Below are 16,462 nucleotides of genomic sequence, written 5' to 3'. Positions count from 1 at the left end.
CGCCCTACATGCCGCTTCGCGACATTCCGGGCGCCGCTTAGCTCCACGTTAGGCGCGGCACGTTCAGCCACGTCGCAAACATGATGGAAGAGCCCCTATGCCATACGTAAACGTTCAGATCACCAAAGGCGCGACGAGGCAGCAAAAGGCCGAGATCGTTAAGGACATAACGGACTCCCTCGTTCGTGTTCTCGGCAAGAAGCCCGAGTACACACACGTCGTCATTCAAGAGATTGCCGACGAGGACTGGGGCTTCTCGGGCATGCTCACGGACGACTGGAAAGCAGCGCAGGCAGAATAGCAGTGGTCGGCTTAACTCAGGCGTTATGCGCGGAAGGAGGAGTGGTGCTGCCGGCCGAATACCTGATACGTGTCACCGCACTGCTAGATGAGCTGGGAATGCCGGCTGAGTATATTGTGCACCGGCAATTGCCTCTCTTCTTTGAACCGGCGGAGCTGGTGCTTGCCGAGGCAGGGCCCGACGGGCGGGAGTACCTGCTTACTCCAGAGGCCGTCATTGCGTGGCGTCAGCTATCAGCCGCCGCAGCACAGGATGGGGTTCTGCTGTCTCTTGCCTCCGCCTTTCGTAGCCTTGGTCGACAAGCGGATATCATCCGCCGGAAGCAGAGCCTGGGGTTATCGCTTGAGCAAATCCTTTCTGCGAGTGCGCCACCCGGCTATAGCGAGCATCACACCGGGCGAGCTATTGATATCGCTACCCCAGGATGTCCACCGTTCGAGGAAGCATTCGAGAGCACCGAGGCCTTCGGCTGGTTGTCGAAGCACGCCGGTTCTTTTGGTTTCACCTTGTCCTACCCACGCGGAAACAAATACGGCTATGTCTTTGAGCCATGGCACTGGTGCTATTGCGCGGAAGATACTTGACCGTGTGAGTCACAGAGACTGAAGGATAAGAGATGATGCCTAGCGTTGCCCTGCGCCCGCGCCTACAGGAATCAGCCTTTCCGGTGTTCGATACAAACAGCGTTCACGCCCGCAAGGCTGTCGAATGGGCGCTTTCCATTACTACGCCCAACCCAGCGCTCCACACGGATGTGCCGCTTGCGGCACGCCGGTGAGCTGGCATTTTAGGCAAGGAGCAATAAAAATATGAATCCATCTTCTCCCCAACGTTTCAACGCGCTTGCTGACGGCTACGCCAGCAGCGAAGTCCATACAGGCAGTCCAACCCTCGACCGTCTGCACACACTACTGCCCCGCGTCTATTCGGTTTGCGACTTACAGCGCCTAACAAAATTGTGATTTCATGGTCATAGCCCGTATTGAGACTGCATCGAAAGGAGCGTGTCATGGCCAAGCCCCTGCTGGATGATGCCCTATGGTCAAAGATCGAGCCCTTGCTGCCGCCCCATCCGCCGCGCCTGAAAGGTGGGCGGCCCCGGCTGCCGGACCGCGCCGCATTGACCGGCATCCTCTTTGTACTGCGCACCGGCATTCCCTGGGAGTATCTCCCCAAAGAGATGGGCTGCGGCTCGGGCATGACCTGCTGGCGCAGGCTGCGCGACTGGCAGGCGGCCGGGGTCTGGCAACAGTTGCATCAGGTCATGCTGGTCCACTTGCAGTCCTATGCCCAGATCGACTGGACACGTGTCTCGGTGGCTGGCGCCAGCATCCCCGCCCCCCGGGGGGCGCGGAAACTGGCCCTAACCCGACCGACAGGGGCAAGCTGGGCTGCAAGCACCACCTCGCCGTCGATGCCCGAGGCCTACCGCTCGCGGTAATACTCTCGGGCGCCAACCGGCACGATTCCAAATGCTTCATCCCGGTACTCGAAGCCATTCCCCCCATCCGCGGTCTGCCTGGCCGTCCTCGCCGCCGACCCGAGAAGGTGCATGCCGACAAAGGTTACGATTTCCCCTACCTGCGCCAGTATCTGCAACGCCGCGGGATTCGCCCCCGCATTGCCCGCCGGGGCATCGAATCCCGCGAGCGCCTGGGCAGGTATCGCTGGGTTGTCGAGCGCACTTTCTCCTGGTTGCACCGCATGCGCCGTCTTCGTATCCGCTACGAGCGCCGCGCCGACATCCACCAGGCATTCCTCCAACTCGGCTGTGCCCTTATCGCCTGGAACTTCATACAAAGGTTTTGTTAGAGGTACTAAGCCGAGCTGCGAAGCGGTGTCGGCTTGAATAAATTGTTATGCACTATAAGTCAACTTGATTTGCGTGGTGTCATCATCACCTCGCCCGGGATAGATGTTGATTTCGTCAGCCGCTTCTTCGCCCCCAAGCTTGGCGTCCCCGAAGACCCCGTCACAGGCTCCGCTCATTGTGAGCTCGCTCCGTACTGGGCCAATAAACTTGGCAAGACCACCCTGGCAGCCAAACAGGTTTCCAAGCGTGGTGGCAACATCATTTGCGAGATAAAAGCTGACCGTGTAATTCTCTCAGGGTGTGCGGTCACTTTCATGGAAGCTGAAATTTTCTTTCAACAAACCTAACATGGCATTCGAGGGAGGCGCGCGCATTGGCAGCGGTGGGTACGTCGACACAAGGCGGGGAGGCACGCTAGAATTACCTCGTCAGCTTTGAATGGAGCCCAAGGCCATGAATACACAATTGCTACGGCAAGCAAGCGCACTCAGTGTTGATGAACAGATTGAGCTGGTTGAGGCTGTCTGGGATTGGATCATTAGTCGCGGTGCTGTGCCCTCTTTGACAGAAACCCAGAAAGCAGAGCTTGACCGCCGTCTCGCAGACCACCTTGCCAACCCTGATGATGTACTACCCTGGAATGAAGTAAAGGCTGCCGCTCTTGCCAAAATCAGGTATTGAGTCTGCTGGTCACTTTGGGCTTCGAAAACCTGTTCATAAGCACTGAGCCACCTACTACCCCGGAACCGCCATGCCCCTGATCTATCCCTTCGCGGCCATCGTCGGCCAGGATGCACTGAAAACCGCGCTGCTGCTCTGCGCCGTCAATCCCGGCCTGGGCGGCGTGCTTATCCGTGGCGACAAGGGCATGGCCAAGAGCACGGCGGCTCGCGGCCTGGCGGCGGCGCAACGCCAGATGTAGGCCGAGCCCAAACCCGAGACCCTGGCGGCCCTGCAAGCGTTGTATCTCGATAGCGAAGCCCAGCTCGAAGCGCGGGGGGAAACGCCGAGAAGGGGGCCGGGGTGTGTGGGTATTGAGGAAAAGATCAATTTGCAGCGAGCGGATAGCAAGGCTAAGCCATATCAGGTAAAGCAGGTTCGTGGGATTATTCTCAAATATCATTACAAGGCATTCCAGCGGACGAGCTGATGCGCGCCCCGCCAGAGCGCACTGGGAACTGCCGAGGCAAACGGATGAAAGTGAAACGTATCATCGCGGACATTCAGGCCGCCAATCCCTCGGAGGCAGACGCATTCTACCGGGGGGTGCTCGGCCTGGAGTTGGCTATGGACCACGGCTGGATCCGAACGTATACCGGTGATGCGAGAATGACAGTCCAAATCAGCGTTGCCTCCGAGGGCGGGTCCGGAACAGAGGTGCCCCACCTGTCCGTCGAGGTAGATGATCTGGACGAGGCTCTGCGTCGCGTCCAAGAAGCAGGCATCGGCATAGAGTACGGGCCGGCTGTTGAGCCGTGGGGCGTGCGGCGTTTCTACGTACGTGACCCTATGGGAAGGCTCGTCAACATCCTTCAGCATGAGTAGCCTCTGGAACTGACCTTTCCCCCGCCAGGTAGGCCATTCATTGAGGCTTGATGACAGAATCACAATCAGGAGCGGCCACACAGAATTGCTAGGCGCTGATAACTCAGTTGTTAAGGGCGAATTCGCGCGCGCCAATAGCCAGGCTTTCTCGAATGATGAGCAACTGCAATCACAACCGCTTCGTTGGCTCGTTCAGTGACAACCATGTCGTACGGGAACCGCTTGAGTATGAGTCGCTTTGCGCCTTTGGCGCCGGATTTGCCGGGCATGGGGGAGAGAGGAAGAATATCCTCTTCAATCAGATCAAGGGCAGCTTCTATTGCATCAGAGAATTCCGTACCGAGTCCAGACTGTTCCCTGTCATACCAACTGGCTGCAGCGGCTACTTCTTCGGCAGCCTCTTGGAGAATCCGTACAGGTCGCACTACCGGACCCCAAGTCCTGCCCGTATTCTCCTTCGGAATTCCTCGCGGTCCAGCAGTTTGGCCTGCCCGTCGTCAACTACGGAAATTCGGCGCAAGATCTCACGGTCCCAGGCGTCTTCAACATCATTATCCCGGGGCGCATCCAAGCTTTCGATCAACTCATGGGCCAACTCCGCGCGTTCGGTCTCGGAAAGGGCCATCATTTCAGAACGAAGTCGTTCCAGTGCCTCGGTAGCCATAATGCCTCCAAAATCTGGTAACTTTGCTATTCTAGCCCGCTCCGATGCCCCCAACAAGGCGCGCCACACCGGTATGTGCAAACCCAACATTCCTTATTCATCACACCCTGGAGAGTTCATCGTTTCATGCCCCTGATCTATCCCTTCGCGGCCATCGTCGGCCAGGATGCGTTGAAGACCGCGCTGTTGCTCTGCGCCGTCAATCCCGGCCTGGGCGGCGTGCTCATCCGTGGCGACAAGGGCACGGCCAAGAGCACGGCGGCACGGGGCCTGGCGGCGGTGCTGCCGCCCATCCCGCGCGTGCCCGGCTGCGCCTTCAACTGCGCCCCGACCGAGGCCTTGGGCGAGTGCGCGGCCTGTCAGGCGGAGGTCGAGCCCATCGATGCCGCCGTGCCCTTCGTGAACCTGCCGCTGGGCGCCACCGAGGACCGGGTGCTGGGCAGCCTGGATTTCGAGCGCGCGCTGAAGGGCAGCAAGGCCTTCCAGCCGGGCCTGCTGGCATCAGCGCATCGGGGTATTCTGTATATCGATGAGGTCAATCTGCTGGCCGATCATCTGGTGGATGTGCTGCTGGATGTCGCCGCCATGGGCGTGAACACGGTGCAGCGCGAGGGGCTGTCGCTCAGCCATCCGGCGCGGATCACCCTGATCGGCACCATGAATCTTGAGGAAGGCGAACTGCGCCCGCAGTTGCTGGATCGCTTCGGCCTGATGGTGGAGGTCAGCGCCCCGCGTGACCCCGCCGTCCGCGCCGAGGTGGTACGCCGACGCGTGCAGTTCGAGGCCGATCCGGCCGCCTTTGCCCTGCACTGGCAGGCGGAAACGGCGGCCCTGCAGGCAGGCCTGCAAACCGCCCGCGAATTGCTGCCGGAGGTGACGCTCTCCGACGCCCTGCTGGAGTTCATCAGCCGGCTTTGCTGCGAGTTCGAGGTCAGCAGCCTGCGCGCGGATATCGTCATGCACAAGGCGGCGCGCACCCTGGCCGCGCTGGACGGGCGCCGGCAGGTGACGGCGGAAGATGTGCGGACGGCGGCGGAGCTGGTGTTGCCGCATCGGCGTCGGCGCAAGCCCTTCGAGCAGACCGGCCTGGACCGGGATCAGCTCGATCAGCTCATGCAGGATGCGCCCGAGCCCCCGGCTCCGCCTCCCCCGCCGCCGTCTGAACAGGATATGCGCGAGGGCGAATCCTCCGGCGAGGACGCGCGCGAAACGGGCGCAGGCGCCTCGGAGCAGGTCTTCGCCGCCGGTGCAGCCAGTAATGTGGCGCGTCTGCAGGTACAAGGCGAGAGCGAGATCAGCGGAAGGCGCAGCAGCAGTGCGAAGGTCCGCCAGGGCCATTACGTACGCGCCGTGCCGACTGAAAATCCCGGGCGTCTGGCGCTGGACGCCACCCTGCGCCATGCCCTGCAACGCAACCCGGCGGCATTCCAGGTGACACGCGCGGACCTGCACGAGCAGCAACTGCGCGGCAAGGGCGCAAACCTGATCCTGCTGGTGGTGGATGCCTCGGGTTCCATGGGCGCGCACCGACGCATGGAGACCGTCAAGGGCTGCGTGCTGGGACTGCTGGAAGATGCCTATCAGCGCCGCGATCAGGTGGCGGTGATTGCCTTTCGTGGCGACAGCGCGGAACTGGTGCTGGCGCCTACGCGCAAGATCGAGCAGGCCGAGCGCGCTCTGCAATCCCTGCCCACCGGCGGGCGCACGCCGCTAGCCCACGCCCTGCAACTGGCCGCCGAGACCCTGGCGCGGCAGGGAGATGGCGCGGCCCCTCTGCTGGTGATCCTGAGCGATGGCCGCGCCAATGTCGCGCAGGCTCCCGGCGCCGAGCCCTGGGCCCAGAGCCTTGCCTTTGCGGAGCAACTGGCCGCCCAGAGTATCCCGGCCCTGGTGCTCGATACCGAGCAGGATTTCATCAAGCTCGGCCGCGCCCGCCAGCTCGCCCAGGCACTGCGGGCCGAATATCTGCCGCTGGAGGGCCTGAGCGCGGCGGACCTGGCGCTCACCATTCGCGCGCGATTGTCATAACTTTTTACCTTGATGCGCACCTTCTTCGTGGTATCATGACAACCAATATTTTGGCTCAAAGGATACCACGCGCTACCATGATTTCTGTCTCTGCCGAGCATATTGCAATCGTGATGTCGCTCTCGCCACTCCCCCACTCCTTTTCCGAGCTCGATGAGATGGTGCGCAATGGTCTGCCCAAATCAGCCCTTCGCACCAGCGTGGACCATCTGGCGCGTACAAAGGAAGAGCGCAGAACCTTGTTGTATCGTCTCGTTCCGGAAGCCACTTACAAGCGTCGTCGTGACCGCTTGAGTCCGGAGGAGTCGGAGAAGACCGAGCGCCTGGCCAGGGTGTATGCGACGGCCGAGCAGGTCTGGGATTCCGGGGAGGATGCCCGTGAATTCCTGAACACGCCGCACCCTTTGCTGCACGGCATGACGCCGCTGGAAGTGTCCATGTCGGAACTGGGGGCGAGACGCGTGGAAGAACTTCTCTGGAAATTGTTCTACGGCATGCCCGTTTAGTGCGGATCTTTCGGATTGCTGATGCGAGACACGCCCTCTGGGATGGAACGGGGGCCATGCTCATGGGCGGTCGCTGGAATAGTCGGGGCAAACCCGTCATTTATGGCTCCCTGACCTTCGCCGGCGCGATGCTGGAGGTGCTGGTCCATGCCAGGATTGGAAAGATCCCACGCAATCAAAGCTATGTCTGCGCCGATGTACCCGATGGGATTTCGGTGGAGCGGCTGAGCCTTCAGATGCTCCCGCCTGATTGGGACACCGAGGACAGCACAGGCGCCCGACAAGCCGGTGACCAGTGGCTCGATGAACGGCGCAGTGCAATTCTGCTGGTACCCTCCGTGGTTGCGCGCGAGGAGTGGAATGCCCTGGTCAACCCTCTCCATCCCGAAGCGCAGCAGCTGATCATATCGAAGCCGCAGGCTGTCATCTGGGACGACAGGCTGTTTCACAAAAACTTCCGGCAATGACAGCCTGAACGGCGTAACGCTGCAGAATGCAGCCCATCGGAACACACGCCTTCTTTCTGATAGAATCCCCGCTTATGACACTGGGCAAGGTTTATCTCATTGGCGCGGGGCCGGGCGACATCGAACTGCTGACATTGAAGGCAGTGCGGGTGCTGGGCCTGGCGGACGTCGTGCTCCTCGATGATCTCGCCAACCCGGCGATCCTGCAGTTCGCGCGGCCCGAGGCCGAGATCGTGCGCGTGGGCAAACGCGGCGGCTGCCAGTCCACCTCGCAGGATTTCATCCTGAGCGAGATGCTGGAACGCGCGCGCAGCGGACAGTGCGTGGCGCGGGTCAAGGGCGGTGACCCGATGATCTTTGGTCGCGCCGGCGAGGAGATGCAGGCCCTGCAGGCGGCGGGCATCGCCGTGGAGATCATCAACGGCATCAGCGCGGGGATGGCAGGACCAGCCAGCATCGGCATGCCGCTGACCCATCGCGATCATGCCCATGGCGTGACCTTCGTGACCGGGCATACGCTCGCCGACGACGAGCCGGACTGGCGGGTGCTAGCGCAAAGTGGCATGACCCTGGTGATCTATATGGGCATGCGCAAGCTCGCGGATATCTGCGAGCAATTGCTGAGCGCCGGGCTCGCGGCGGACACGCCGGCCGCCATCATCCAGCACGCGACCCTGCCGGCGCAGCGCCAGTTGCTCAGCCAGCTCGGCGCCCTCCCGATCGCGGCCGAGGCGGCCGGGCTGGGCAGTCCGGCCATCGTCGTCATTGGCGCGGTGGCGGCGCTGTCGGCCCTGCCGCAGTCCATGGAAACACTTCAAAAGGAAGAGGCATGATCATCTGCATTGGCGCCGGGCCCGGCGATCTCGATTACCTGCCGCAGGGCTCGGCCCGGCTGATCCGCGAGGCGGATGTGGTGGCGGGCTTCGATGCCGTGGTGAATCTGGTGCGCCCCTTGATTGCGCCCGAGGCCGAGATCGTGACCATGGGCTATCGCGATCAGGTGGCGAAGCTCGATACCGTGGCGGCGGCGCATCATGCCGGCCAGCGCTGCGTGGTGGTGTTCATGGGCGACATTCATTTCAGTGGCTTTCAGTATCTGGAGCGGGTCGAGCGCGCCTGCGGCCACCCGGTGGAGACGCGTCCTGGCATCTCCTCGGCCCAGGTGCTGGCTTCCAAGGCGCGGGTCTGTTTTGATGAGACGACCTTCATCACCTTTCACCGGCGTGGTGATCTCGAGCCCTTCAAACAGCATCTGGTGCATGCCCTGGCGGACACGCGCAATGCCATCATCATTCCCCGCCCCTGGGATTTCATGCCGCGCGACATTGCCGCCTGGCTGCTGGATCAGGGCGTGCCGGCCACGCAGCCGGTCGAAGTCTGGGAGCACCTCACCGGGGCCGAGGCGCAGTGGCAGGGCCAGCTTGCCGATTGCAGGCAGGAATTCAGCGACATGAGCATCATGCTGATCCGCAGCCTGGCGCCGATGCCAAGCCAGATCGAGCCCACGCCTTGAACGACGATTACGCCATCGTGCTCGCCGGCCATGGCAGCCGTGACCCCGACGGGCTGCGCGAGTTCGAGCAACTGGTGGCCCTGGTGCAGGCGCGCGCGCCCGATCGGCGCATCCTGCATGGATATCTGGAGTTCGCGACACCCACCATCGACACGGCAGTCGAGGACGTGATCGCGGCGGGCGCCAGGAAGGTGGTGATGCTGCCCGGCGTGCTGTTCGCCGCCACCCATGCCAAGAATGACATGCCCAGCGAGTTGCTGGCCCTGCAAAGGCTGCATCCGGAAGTGGAATTTCATTTCGGCGCAGCGCTGGACCTGCACCCGAAGCTGCTGGCGGCCTGCCGCTCGCGGCTGATCGAAGCCGAGGCCACTGCTTCACAGGTGCTGTCGCGCAGCGAGACCTGTCTTGTCGTGGTCGGGCGCGGCACCTCGGACCCGGACGCCAATTCCGAGGTCGCAAAACTCGCGCGCATGCTCGAAGAAGGCATGGGCTTTGGCGCGTCCATGGTGTGCTATGCCGGGACGGCAAAACCGCTCGTTGCAGAAGGCCTGAAAAGTGCGGTGAAGCTCGGTTACAGGCGCCTGCTGGTGCTGCCCTATTTTCTCTTCGATGGCGTGCTGGTCAAGCGCATTTACGCGGCCGTTGATGCCCTGGCGGCTCGCCATGCGGACATCGAAGTGCTCAAGGCCGGCTATCTCGGCCCCCACCCGCTGGTCGCGGAAGTGTTTCTGGAACGCGCGCGCGAGGGCATTGCCGGACGGGCGGCGATGAATTGCGCCTTGTGCAAGTACCGGGTGCAGATCGTGGGATTCGAGGGGCAGGTCGGCGAGCCTCAGCAGGGGCATCACGGCAAGGTGCGAGGCTTGGCGGGGCGCGAGCCGGAGACCGCATCCGAGCCGCCGGCTCCTGCGCCCTATCAGCCGCATCCGATCGAGGCCGAGAGCATGGCCATCATCGAGCATGGGCGCGACTGGTCGGTATTCCCTGCCGATCAGCACCGGGTGCTCAAGCGTCTGGTGCATACCAGTGGGGACTTTGGCGTGGCCGACGAGATCTTTTTCTCGCCCGGCGCGGTAGGGATCGGCATCCGCGCCCTGCTGCGCTGCCGGCGCGTGGTCACGGATGTCAGCATGGTGCAGAGCGGGCTCAAGCAGAGCCTGCTCGCGCAGCTGGGGATTTCCACCTGGTGCGGGGTGCATGATGAGGAAAGCCATCTGATGGCGGCGCACTTTGGCATCACGCGCTCGGCGGCCGGCATTCGCCGCGCCTGGGAGAAGTGGGGCAACGATGTCGTGCTCGCGATTGGCGATGCCCCAACGGCGATCTTCGAGACCGTGCGCCTGGTGCGCGAGCAGGGTTGGCGGCCGCAACTGGTGATCGGCCTGCCGGTGGGTTTCGTCGGCACCCGCGAATCCAAGGCGGCGCTGCGCCGGCTGATGCAGGTGCCGCGCATCACCAATGAAGGCACGCGCGGCGGCTCGCCCTGGGCCGCCTCGGTGGTCAATGCCCTGATGATCGGCGCGCTGGATGAGATCAGTGGAGATGGTTCGTGACCAGACGCCGGCCTTTCGATCTCGCCATCCTTGCCCCAAACGGCCTACGGCGCGGCTTCAGCACGGGCAGTGCTGCGACAGCCGCGGTCAAGGCCGCCTTGCTGCTTTTGCTGCGCAATGAAAGGGCTTCCCAGGTCGAGGTCAGCCTGCCCGATCCCGATCATTATCTGCTCATTCCCATTCATGCCCTGCGCCGCCTGGGGCCGGACTGCGCCGAGGCCGAAGTGATCAAACAGGCTGGCGACGATCCGGATGTGACCGACGGCGCGCGCATCGTGGCCATGGTGCTGATCAATCAGTGCGGCGACATCCGCTTTCGCGCCGGGCCCGGCGTGGGTACCGTGACCGCGCCCGGGATTCGCGTGCCGGTCGGCGAGCCGGCTATAAATCCGGTACCGCGCCAGATGATGCGCATGGCCGTGGACGAGGTGCTGGCGGGCGCGATGAATCCCGGCTTTGATCTGGTGATTGGCTGCGTCGATGGCGCGGAGATCGCCCGCAAGACCTTCAATCCGCGACTGGGCATCGTCGGCGGCATCTCGATTCTGGGTACCAGCGGCATCGTCGAACCGATGTCGATGGCGGCCTGGATGGCCTCAATCGAGGTCTATATTCGTGTTGCACTCGGGGATCGGCCGACGGCTATCGCCTTCACGCCGGGCAAGATCGGCAAAGCCTACGCGCGCGACCATCTGCGTCTGCCCGCAAAGCAAGTGGTGCAGATCGCCAATTTCGTCGGCGCCGCGCTCGATTATACCCAGCAGACGCTCGAAGAGATGGATTTTCGGCTCGATACCCTGTGGGTGCTGGGGCATCCGGGCAAGATCGCCAAGGTGCTCGACGGCGTCTGGGATACGCATTCGGGCAAGAGCGGCATGGCCATGCAGACGGTGGCGGCGGTGGCGGCCGATTGCGGCTTTGCCCGCGAACAGGTGCAGGCCATCGAGGCGGCCAATACCGTGGAAAACGTGATCGAGATGCTGCGGCCCGACCCCGCCGCGCCCAGGCTCTGGCGCAGCATCGAGCAGCGCAGCGCTGAACTGATGCAGGCACGGGTGCCGGCCGTGCGCCAGGTTGCGGTGCGCCTTTTCGCCATGAACGGCCAGGCCATCGGGGCGGCGGCATGAGCAGCCTGGGGCAGTTTTTTGGCATCGGCGTGGGGCCTGGCCCGGCGGGGCTGATCCCGGTGGCGGCGGTCGAGGCGCTCAGGCAGGCGGACCTGATCTACCTGCCGCGCGCGCAATCAAGTGATGTCTCCGTGGCGCGCCAGTGTCTGGCGGGCCTGGACCTGCCCGCTGAACGCTTTCGTGAAGTCGAATTCCTGATGGCCTCGGACCGCAGCCTGCTTGCATCCCACTACGCGCAACTGGCCGCAGACATTGCAGCGGAACTGCGAGCCGGGCGGAACGTGGCCTATCTCACGCTCGGAGATTCCCTGACCTATTCGACCTATGGCTATCTGCTCGCAGCCCTTCAGGATGAAGAGCCCGATTTGTGTCACCGCACCTTTCCGGGGGTGACGAGCTTCGCCGCCAGCGCCGCTGCCCTGTCCTGGCCCTTGGGGGAAGGCCGGGAGCGCATCCTGATCCTGCCCTGCCCGGACGACATGACCGCGTTGCGCGCCGACATCCTGAGCCATGACGTGGTGGTGCTGATGAAGATCGGCCGGCTCCTGCCCGCGGTACTCGATGTCCTGCGCGAGCTGGAAATACTCGCGCACTGTGCCTTCGCCCAGCGCTTGGGCCTGCCCGGCGAAGTGCTTTGCCATGATCTCGGCGCGCTCGACCCCGCGACTGCCAGCGGTTATCTTTCGACCCTGCTCATCCGCCGCGAAGCTCGCACCCCTCGCCACGCACCCGGAGCCCCGGCATGACTGTCCATTTCATTGGCGCCGGGCCCGGCGCGGCCGATCTCATCACCCTGCGCGGCGCGCGCATCCTGCAAAGCGCGCCGCTGGTGCTCTATGCCGGTTCGCTGGTGCCGACCGATATCCTGCAACACTGCCGGGCGGATGCCGAGATCATCGACACCGCCGGTCTCAATCTGGATGAGCAGGAGGCGCAATACCGCCGCGCCCATGAAGCCGGCTGGGACGTGGCGCGCCTGCACTCCGGCGATCCTGCCATCTATGGCGCCACTGCAGAGCAGATGCGGCGTCTGGAGCGCCTGGGCATCCCCTACGAGATCGTGCCGGGCGTGTCGTCCTTTACCGCAGCGGCGGCGCTGATCGGCAGCGAGCTGACCCGGCCCGGCGTGTCGCAGAGCATCATTCTCACCCGCGTTTCAGGCCGCGCCTCGGCGGTGCCGGCGCTCGAATCCATCGATGAACTGGCCCGGCATCAGGCCAGCATGTGCATCTTCCTGTCCGGCCCGCATCTCAAACAAATCATTGCTGATCTTGCCAGGCACTATCCGCCCGAGACCCCGGTGGCGCTGGTGCACCGGGCGAGCTGGCCGGACCAGCGCAGTCATCGCAGCACGCTCGGGCGGCTGCTTTCCGAGATCAAGGTCATGGACTGGAACCTGACCTCGCTGCTGCTGGTGGGCGCGGCCCTGGCCCACACCGAGGGCGCGGAATCGAGCCTCTATGCCGCGCACTACACCCATATTTTCCGGCGCGGCAGCAGCGAGGACTCGACGGATGCTTAGTGCGATGGGCATCTGGCTGGTGCGCCCGGAGGCGCTGCCTTTGGGCAGGCACTTGCAATCGCGGCTCGGCAGCGAGCTCATCCAGCCCTGGGAAGACCCGCACACAAATCAGATCGACCAGTTCCGCGCCCGCTTTCATGAGCGCGCCCAGTGGGTGTTGGTGATGGCCACGGGCATTGCCGTGCGCTTTCTCGACGGCCTGGTACAGGACAAGCATCGCGATCCGGCCGTGGTGGTGCTGGATGAGGGCGCGCGCCATGCCATCGCACTCCTGAGCGGGCATGAGGGCGGGGCCAACGCGCTGGCCTATCAGGTCGCAGCGGCCTTCGGCGCCACACCGGTGGTGAGCACCGCCACTGAGTCGACAAAGCCGCTGGTGGCGGGTGTTGGCTGTCGCAAGGGCGCCTCCAGCGCGCAGATCGAGGCCGCCTTGCATCTGGCGCTGGGGGATCGATCACTGGTAGATATCCGCGAAGTGGCGACCATCGATCTCAAGGCCGCGGAGCCGGGGCTGCTCGAATTTTGCGCAAAATTTGCGCTGCCCCTGCGGGTATTTGCCCAGGCGGATGTCGCCGCCCGCGCCTGGGTCAGCCAGCCCTCGGACTGGGTGCGCCAGCAGATCGGCGCCGATGGCGTCTGCGAGCCCTGCGCTCTGATGGCCAGCCCGCGCGGGCGGATGCTGGTACCCAAGACTACCTTGAACGGCGTGGCCGTGGCCCTGGTGGCGGATGACTTTCTGGAAGGACTGGGCAAATGACAGGCAGGCTGCATCTGGTTTCCGTGGGTCCGGGCGAGGCCGGGCTCATCCCGCCGCAGGCCATCGCAGCACTTGAGGCGAGCGAGATCATCGTTGGTTATGAGCTTTATCTGCGCTGGATCCAGCCCTGGATCGAGGGCAAGGAAATCCATAGCCCGCCCCTGACCCAGGAGCGCGAACGGGCGCAGATGGCGGTGGATGCCGCGCGCGCCGGGCGGCAGGTGGCGCTTGTCTCCAGCGGTGACATCGGCATCTACGCCATGGCCACGCTCGCTTTTGAGCTGATGCGCGAGGACGATGCCTTTGATGTGCAGGTCGTGCCCGGCATCAGCGCCGCCAATGCCTGCGCCGCCCTGCTCGGCGCGCCGCTGTCGCATGACTTCGCGACCCTGAGCCTCTCGGATCTGCTCTGCCCCTGGGGCTGGATCGAACAGCGCGCCCGTCACATTGCCGAGGCCGATCTGGCGCTGGTGCTCTACAACGTGCAGAGCCGTCAGCGTCAGCAGGGCGTCTATCGCATCCTCGAGATCCTGCAGGCACACAAGCGCCCGCAGACCCTGTGCGGCATCGTGCGCAACGCCTATCGGCCCGAGCAATCGGTGGAGATCTGCACCCTTGCGGAGCTGCCGAGCCGCCCCTTCGACATGCTGACCACGCTGGTGATCGGCAACCGCTTCACCCGTCGCCGGCGCGACTGGATCTACACCCCGCGCGGTTACGGCAACTGGGACGACGCAGAAGCGCCAGCACTCCGGGAAGATCTGCCGGCCCAGGCGCTCTGGGTTTTTTCCGGCACCCGCGACGGCAATGCCCTGGCCCGGCAACTGGCGGATCAGGGCCATCGCGTGCTGGTCTCCACCGCCAGCGCCTATGGCGCCGCGCAGCTCCGTCAGGACTACCCGGACCTGCCCCTGGTCTCGGGTCGCATGGGGCTTGAGCGACGCCGGCAACTACTCGCGGCGAATCAGGCGCGGGCGATCATCGATGCCACCCATCCCTATGCCACGGACATGTCGCGCCAGCTCATGCAACTGGCCGACGAACTCAATCTGCCCTACCTGCGCTTCGAACGGCCCGACACGCCCTTGCCGGCATCGGCTATCGTCTGCGACAGCATGGCGCAAGCGGCCGAACGCGCCATCGAAACTGGCCGGCGGATCTTTCTTGCCAGCGGCTCGAAGGACCTGCCGGGCATCCTGAACAGCCCAGGCGCCGGGCAGCGCGACTGGTTCCTGCGCCTGCCGCCTGACCCGGTGCAGATCGAGCGCGCCCTGGCGCTTGGCATCCCGCAGGACCATATCTGCGCTATGCAGGGCCCCTTTTCGCAAACCTTTAATCAAGCACTCTGGCGTGACTGGGACATCGATTGCGTGATCAGCAAGGCTTCCGGCGTGGCGGGCGGCTTTCCGGCCAAGGCGGCTGCGGCTGAAGCACTCGGCATCCCGCTCATCGTCATCCGCCGCCCTGTCCTTGAATACCCGGTACTCGCCGGGAATCCTGAGGTCTTACAGATGCTGCTGCAAGAAATGGGGCTATCCGCATGAGCCCGCGCATTCCCGTCACGCTGGTGACCGGATTTCTCGGCGCCGGCAAGACCACCCTGCTCGCGCAGATCCTGGAGCAAACGCGGCAACTGCGCCTGGCGGTGCTGGTCAATGAATTCGGCGAGGTCTCGATTGATGGGGCGTTGCTGCGCGAACACGAGCGCGGCGAAGCCGTCGAGATCCACGATCTGGCCCAAGGTCTGGTGGCCTATGGCGAGGACAGTGAATTCCTGCCCATCCTGCGCGAGATACGCGCACGGCGTCAGCTCATCGATCATGTCCTGATCGAGACCTCGGGCCTGGCCCTGCCCACCGCCGCCATGGAGCGCCTGCAAAGCGAGGAACTGGCGGCGGACTTCGTGCTCGACGCCGTGCTGGCGGTGGTGGACACCCCGCTGCTGCTCGCGGGTCAGCTCGATCCGGCGCCCGTCGCCAGCGGCCTTGATCCTGAGACCGATGCCTCGGTGGCCGAACTCTTTGCCCTGCAGCTCGAAAACGCCGACATCGTCGTGCTCAACAAGATCAATGATCTGAGCGAGGACGAGCTGCTGGCCGCCGAGGCGCGGGTGCGCCGTCTCGCGCCGGGGGTGCGCTTCATCGAGCTCGCCTACGGCGCCCGGCTCGATACCCGGCTGACGCTCGGCTTGCGCCTGCACGAGGCCGCCGCCGAAGCGCAGGGGCATCATTATGGCCCGATCCAGAACATGCCCGGTCTCGGCCTGCGGCCGCTGGCCAACCAGCACCTGCTCGATGGCCACAGCCACAGCGGGCTTGGAGCGCACCGCCACGGCCTGCAGACCCACAAGCACTTTCACGAGCACGATCCGGGCTGGCAGTCCTTCATGGTCCGCTGCCAGACGCCATTGCAACAAGTATCCTTACTCGATGCCCTGCGGCAACTGGCGCGCAGCGAGCCCATCCTGCGGATCAAGGGCTTCGCCGCCATAGCGGATGCCGACGCGCCTCTGCTGGTCCAGGGGGTGCGCAGCCGCATCGAGGCCGTCTGGCAGCCCGGCAAGTCGTCCCTGGCCGATACCCGAATCGTTGTGATCGGCTATCACCCGAACCGCGCCCGAACCCTGGCGCACCTGCAGGAACTGACCGGCCATGACTGGCATTAGG

21 protein-coding genes are annotated in these 16,462 nt (G+C 64.0%); 20 read left to right on the top strand and 1 reads right to left on the bottom strand.

Translation table 11 applies throughout. The features are described from left to right. Nucleotides 1–97: 97 nt before the first annotated feature. The 8 genes from WOB96_RS02625 to WOB96_RS02590 all read left to right on the top strand — a co-directional run bounded on the left by WOB96_RS02625 (nucleotide 98) and on the right by WOB96_RS02590 (nucleotide 3,659). Nucleotides 98–301, top strand: a complete 204-nt coding sequence (locus WOB96_RS02625) for a tautomerase family protein (RefSeq protein ID WP_341369717.1) — start codon at nucleotides 98–100, stop codon at nucleotides 299–301. A gap of 44 nt (nucleotides 302–345) precedes the next feature. Next, entirely contained in the window at nucleotides 346–885 is a 540-nt protein-coding gene (locus WOB96_RS02620; RefSeq protein WP_341369716.1) for a M15 family metallopeptidase, read from the top strand. Between the two features lie 32 nt (nucleotides 886–917). Then, nucleotides 918–1,079, top strand: coding sequence for a hypothetical protein (locus tag WOB96_RS02615; protein ID WP_341369715.1), 162 nt, complete (start codon nucleotides 918–920; stop codon nucleotides 1,077–1,079). A 231-nt stretch (nucleotides 1,080–1,310) separates the two neighbouring features. Further along, a protein-coding gene (locus WOB96_RS02610; RefSeq protein WP_341369714.1) for an IS5 family transposase occupies nucleotides 1,311–2,113 on the top strand; the annotation gives its coding sequence in 2 pieces (ribosomal slippage) (nucleotides 1,311–1,641 and nucleotides 1,641–2,113; 804 coding nt in all). A 69-nt stretch (nucleotides 2,114–2,182) separates the two neighbouring features. After that, a complete protein-coding gene (locus WOB96_RS02605) occupies nucleotides 2,183–2,461 on the top strand; it encodes a PhzF family phenazine biosynthesis protein (RefSeq protein WP_341369713.1) in 279 nt (92 codons plus the stop codon). 106 nt (nucleotides 2,462–2,567) lie between these two features. Beyond that, the gene (locus WOB96_RS02600; RefSeq protein WP_341369712.1) at nucleotides 2,568–2,795 is read left to right on the top strand and encodes an addiction module protein; all 228 of its coding nucleotides are present in this window, start codon (nucleotides 2,568–2,570) and stop codon (nucleotides 2,793–2,795) included. A 70-nt stretch (nucleotides 2,796–2,865) separates the two neighbouring features. Continuing rightward, on the top strand, nucleotides 2,866–3,036 hold the full coding sequence (locus tag WOB96_RS02595) for a hypothetical protein (RefSeq protein WP_341369711.1): 171 nt from the start codon (nucleotides 2,866–2,868) through the stop codon (nucleotides 3,034–3,036). Between the two features lie 272 nt (nucleotides 3,037–3,308). Continuing rightward, complete coding sequence (locus WOB96_RS02590) at nucleotides 3,309–3,659, top strand: VOC family protein (RefSeq protein WP_341369710.1); 351 nt, start codon at nucleotides 3,309–3,311, stop codon at nucleotides 3,657–3,659. Between the two features lie 424 nt (nucleotides 3,660–4,083). On the opposite strand, the gene WOB96_RS02585 is transcribed toward WOB96_RS02590, so the two are convergent. Beyond that, the gene (locus WOB96_RS02585) at nucleotides 4,084–4,323 is read right to left on the bottom strand and encodes an addiction module protein (protein WP_341369709.1); all 240 of its coding nucleotides are present in this window, start codon (nucleotides 4,321–4,323) and stop codon (nucleotides 4,084–4,086) included. Between the two features lie 126 nt (nucleotides 4,324–4,449). Here WOB96_RS02585 and WOB96_RS02580 point away from each other — a divergent pair, with 126 nt between their 5' ends. The 12 genes from WOB96_RS02580 to WOB96_RS02525 all read left to right on the top strand — a co-directional run bounded on the left by WOB96_RS02580 (nucleotide 4,450) and on the right by WOB96_RS02525 (nucleotide 16,461). After that, nucleotides 4,450–6,351: a putative cobaltochelatase gene (locus tag WOB96_RS02580; protein ID WP_341369708.1), complete on the top strand. Its 1,902-nt coding sequence runs from the start codon at nucleotides 4,450–4,452 to the stop codon at nucleotides 6,349–6,351. Nucleotides 6,352–6,428: 77 nt separating this feature from the next. After that, nucleotides 6,429–6,857 (top strand): antitoxin Xre/MbcA/ParS toxin-binding domain-containing protein, encoded by a 429-nt coding sequence (locus WOB96_RS02575; protein ID WP_341369707.1) that lies wholly within the window; start codon nucleotides 6,429–6,431, stop codon nucleotides 6,855–6,857. Beyond that, on the top strand, nucleotides 6,857–7,324 hold the full coding sequence (locus WOB96_RS02570; RefSeq protein ID WP_341369706.1) for an RES family NAD+ phosphorylase: 468 nt from the start codon (nucleotides 6,857–6,859) through the stop codon (nucleotides 7,322–7,324). The genes WOB96_RS02575 and WOB96_RS02570 overlap by 1 nt, the downstream gene beginning before the upstream one ends. Before the next feature lie 26 nt (nucleotides 7,325–7,350). Then, the gene (gene cobA, locus WOB96_RS02565; RefSeq protein WP_341369705.1) at nucleotides 7,351–8,157 is read left to right on the top strand and encodes a uroporphyrinogen-III C-methyltransferase; all 807 of its coding nucleotides are present in this window, start codon (nucleotides 7,351–7,353) and stop codon (nucleotides 8,155–8,157) included. Then, nucleotides 8,154–8,837, top strand: a complete 684-nt coding sequence (locus WOB96_RS02560; protein WP_341369704.1) for a cobalt-precorrin-7 (C(5))-methyltransferase — start codon at nucleotides 8,154–8,156, stop codon at nucleotides 8,835–8,837. Before cobA ends, WOB96_RS02560 begins: the two co-directional genes overlap by 4 nt. Continuing rightward, nucleotides 8,834–10,390, top strand: coding sequence for a precorrin-8X methylmutase (locus WOB96_RS02555; protein ID WP_341369703.1), 1,557 nt, complete (start codon nucleotides 8,834–8,836; stop codon nucleotides 10,388–10,390). The genes WOB96_RS02560 and WOB96_RS02555 overlap by 4 nt, the downstream gene beginning before the upstream one ends. Beyond that, the gene (gene cbiD / locus WOB96_RS02550) at nucleotides 10,387–11,517 is read left to right on the top strand and encodes a cobalt-precorrin-5B (C(1))-methyltransferase CbiD (RefSeq protein WP_341369702.1); all 1,131 of its coding nucleotides are present in this window, start codon (nucleotides 10,387–10,389) and stop codon (nucleotides 11,515–11,517) included. The genes WOB96_RS02555 and cbiD overlap by 4 nt, the downstream gene beginning before the upstream one ends. After that, on the top strand, nucleotides 11,514–12,263 hold the full coding sequence (cobI, locus tag WOB96_RS02545) for a precorrin-2 C(20)-methyltransferase (protein WP_341369701.1): 750 nt from the start codon (nucleotides 11,514–11,516) through the stop codon (nucleotides 12,261–12,263). Before cbiD ends, cobI begins: the two co-directional genes overlap by 4 nt. Beyond that, a complete protein-coding gene (gene cobM / locus WOB96_RS02540) occupies nucleotides 12,260–13,039 on the top strand; it encodes a precorrin-4 C(11)-methyltransferase (protein WP_341369700.1) in 780 nt (259 codons plus the stop codon). Before cobI ends, cobM begins: the two co-directional genes overlap by 4 nt. Continuing rightward, nucleotides 13,032–13,796 carry a cobalamin biosynthesis protein gene (locus WOB96_RS02535; RefSeq protein WP_341369699.1) on the top strand — a complete coding sequence of 255 codons (765 nt, stop codon included), beginning with the start codon at nucleotides 13,032–13,034 and terminating at the stop codon, nucleotides 13,794–13,796. The genes cobM and WOB96_RS02535 overlap by 8 nt, the downstream gene beginning before the upstream one ends. Beyond that, the gene (cobJ, locus tag WOB96_RS02530) at nucleotides 13,793–15,340 is read left to right on the top strand and encodes a precorrin-3B C(17)-methyltransferase (protein WP_341369698.1); all 1,548 of its coding nucleotides are present in this window, start codon (nucleotides 13,793–13,795) and stop codon (nucleotides 15,338–15,340) included. Before WOB96_RS02535 ends, cobJ begins: the two co-directional genes overlap by 4 nt. Next, nucleotides 15,337–16,461 (top strand): CobW family GTP-binding protein, encoded by a 1,125-nt coding sequence (locus WOB96_RS02525; RefSeq protein WP_341369697.1) that lies wholly within the window; start codon nucleotides 15,337–15,339, stop codon nucleotides 16,459–16,461. The genes cobJ and WOB96_RS02525 overlap by 4 nt, the downstream gene beginning before the upstream one ends. Nucleotide 16,462: the final 1 nt, after the last annotated feature.

Origin of the sequence: Thermithiobacillus plumbiphilus (assembly GCF_038070005.1) — a bacterium.
Classification (GTDB): domain Bacteria; phylum Pseudomonadota; class Gammaproteobacteria; order Acidithiobacillales; family Thermithiobacillaceae; genus JBBPCO01.
Note: the sequence above shows the minus strand (reverse complement) of the source record. Positions and strands in the feature narration are given on the sequence as shown.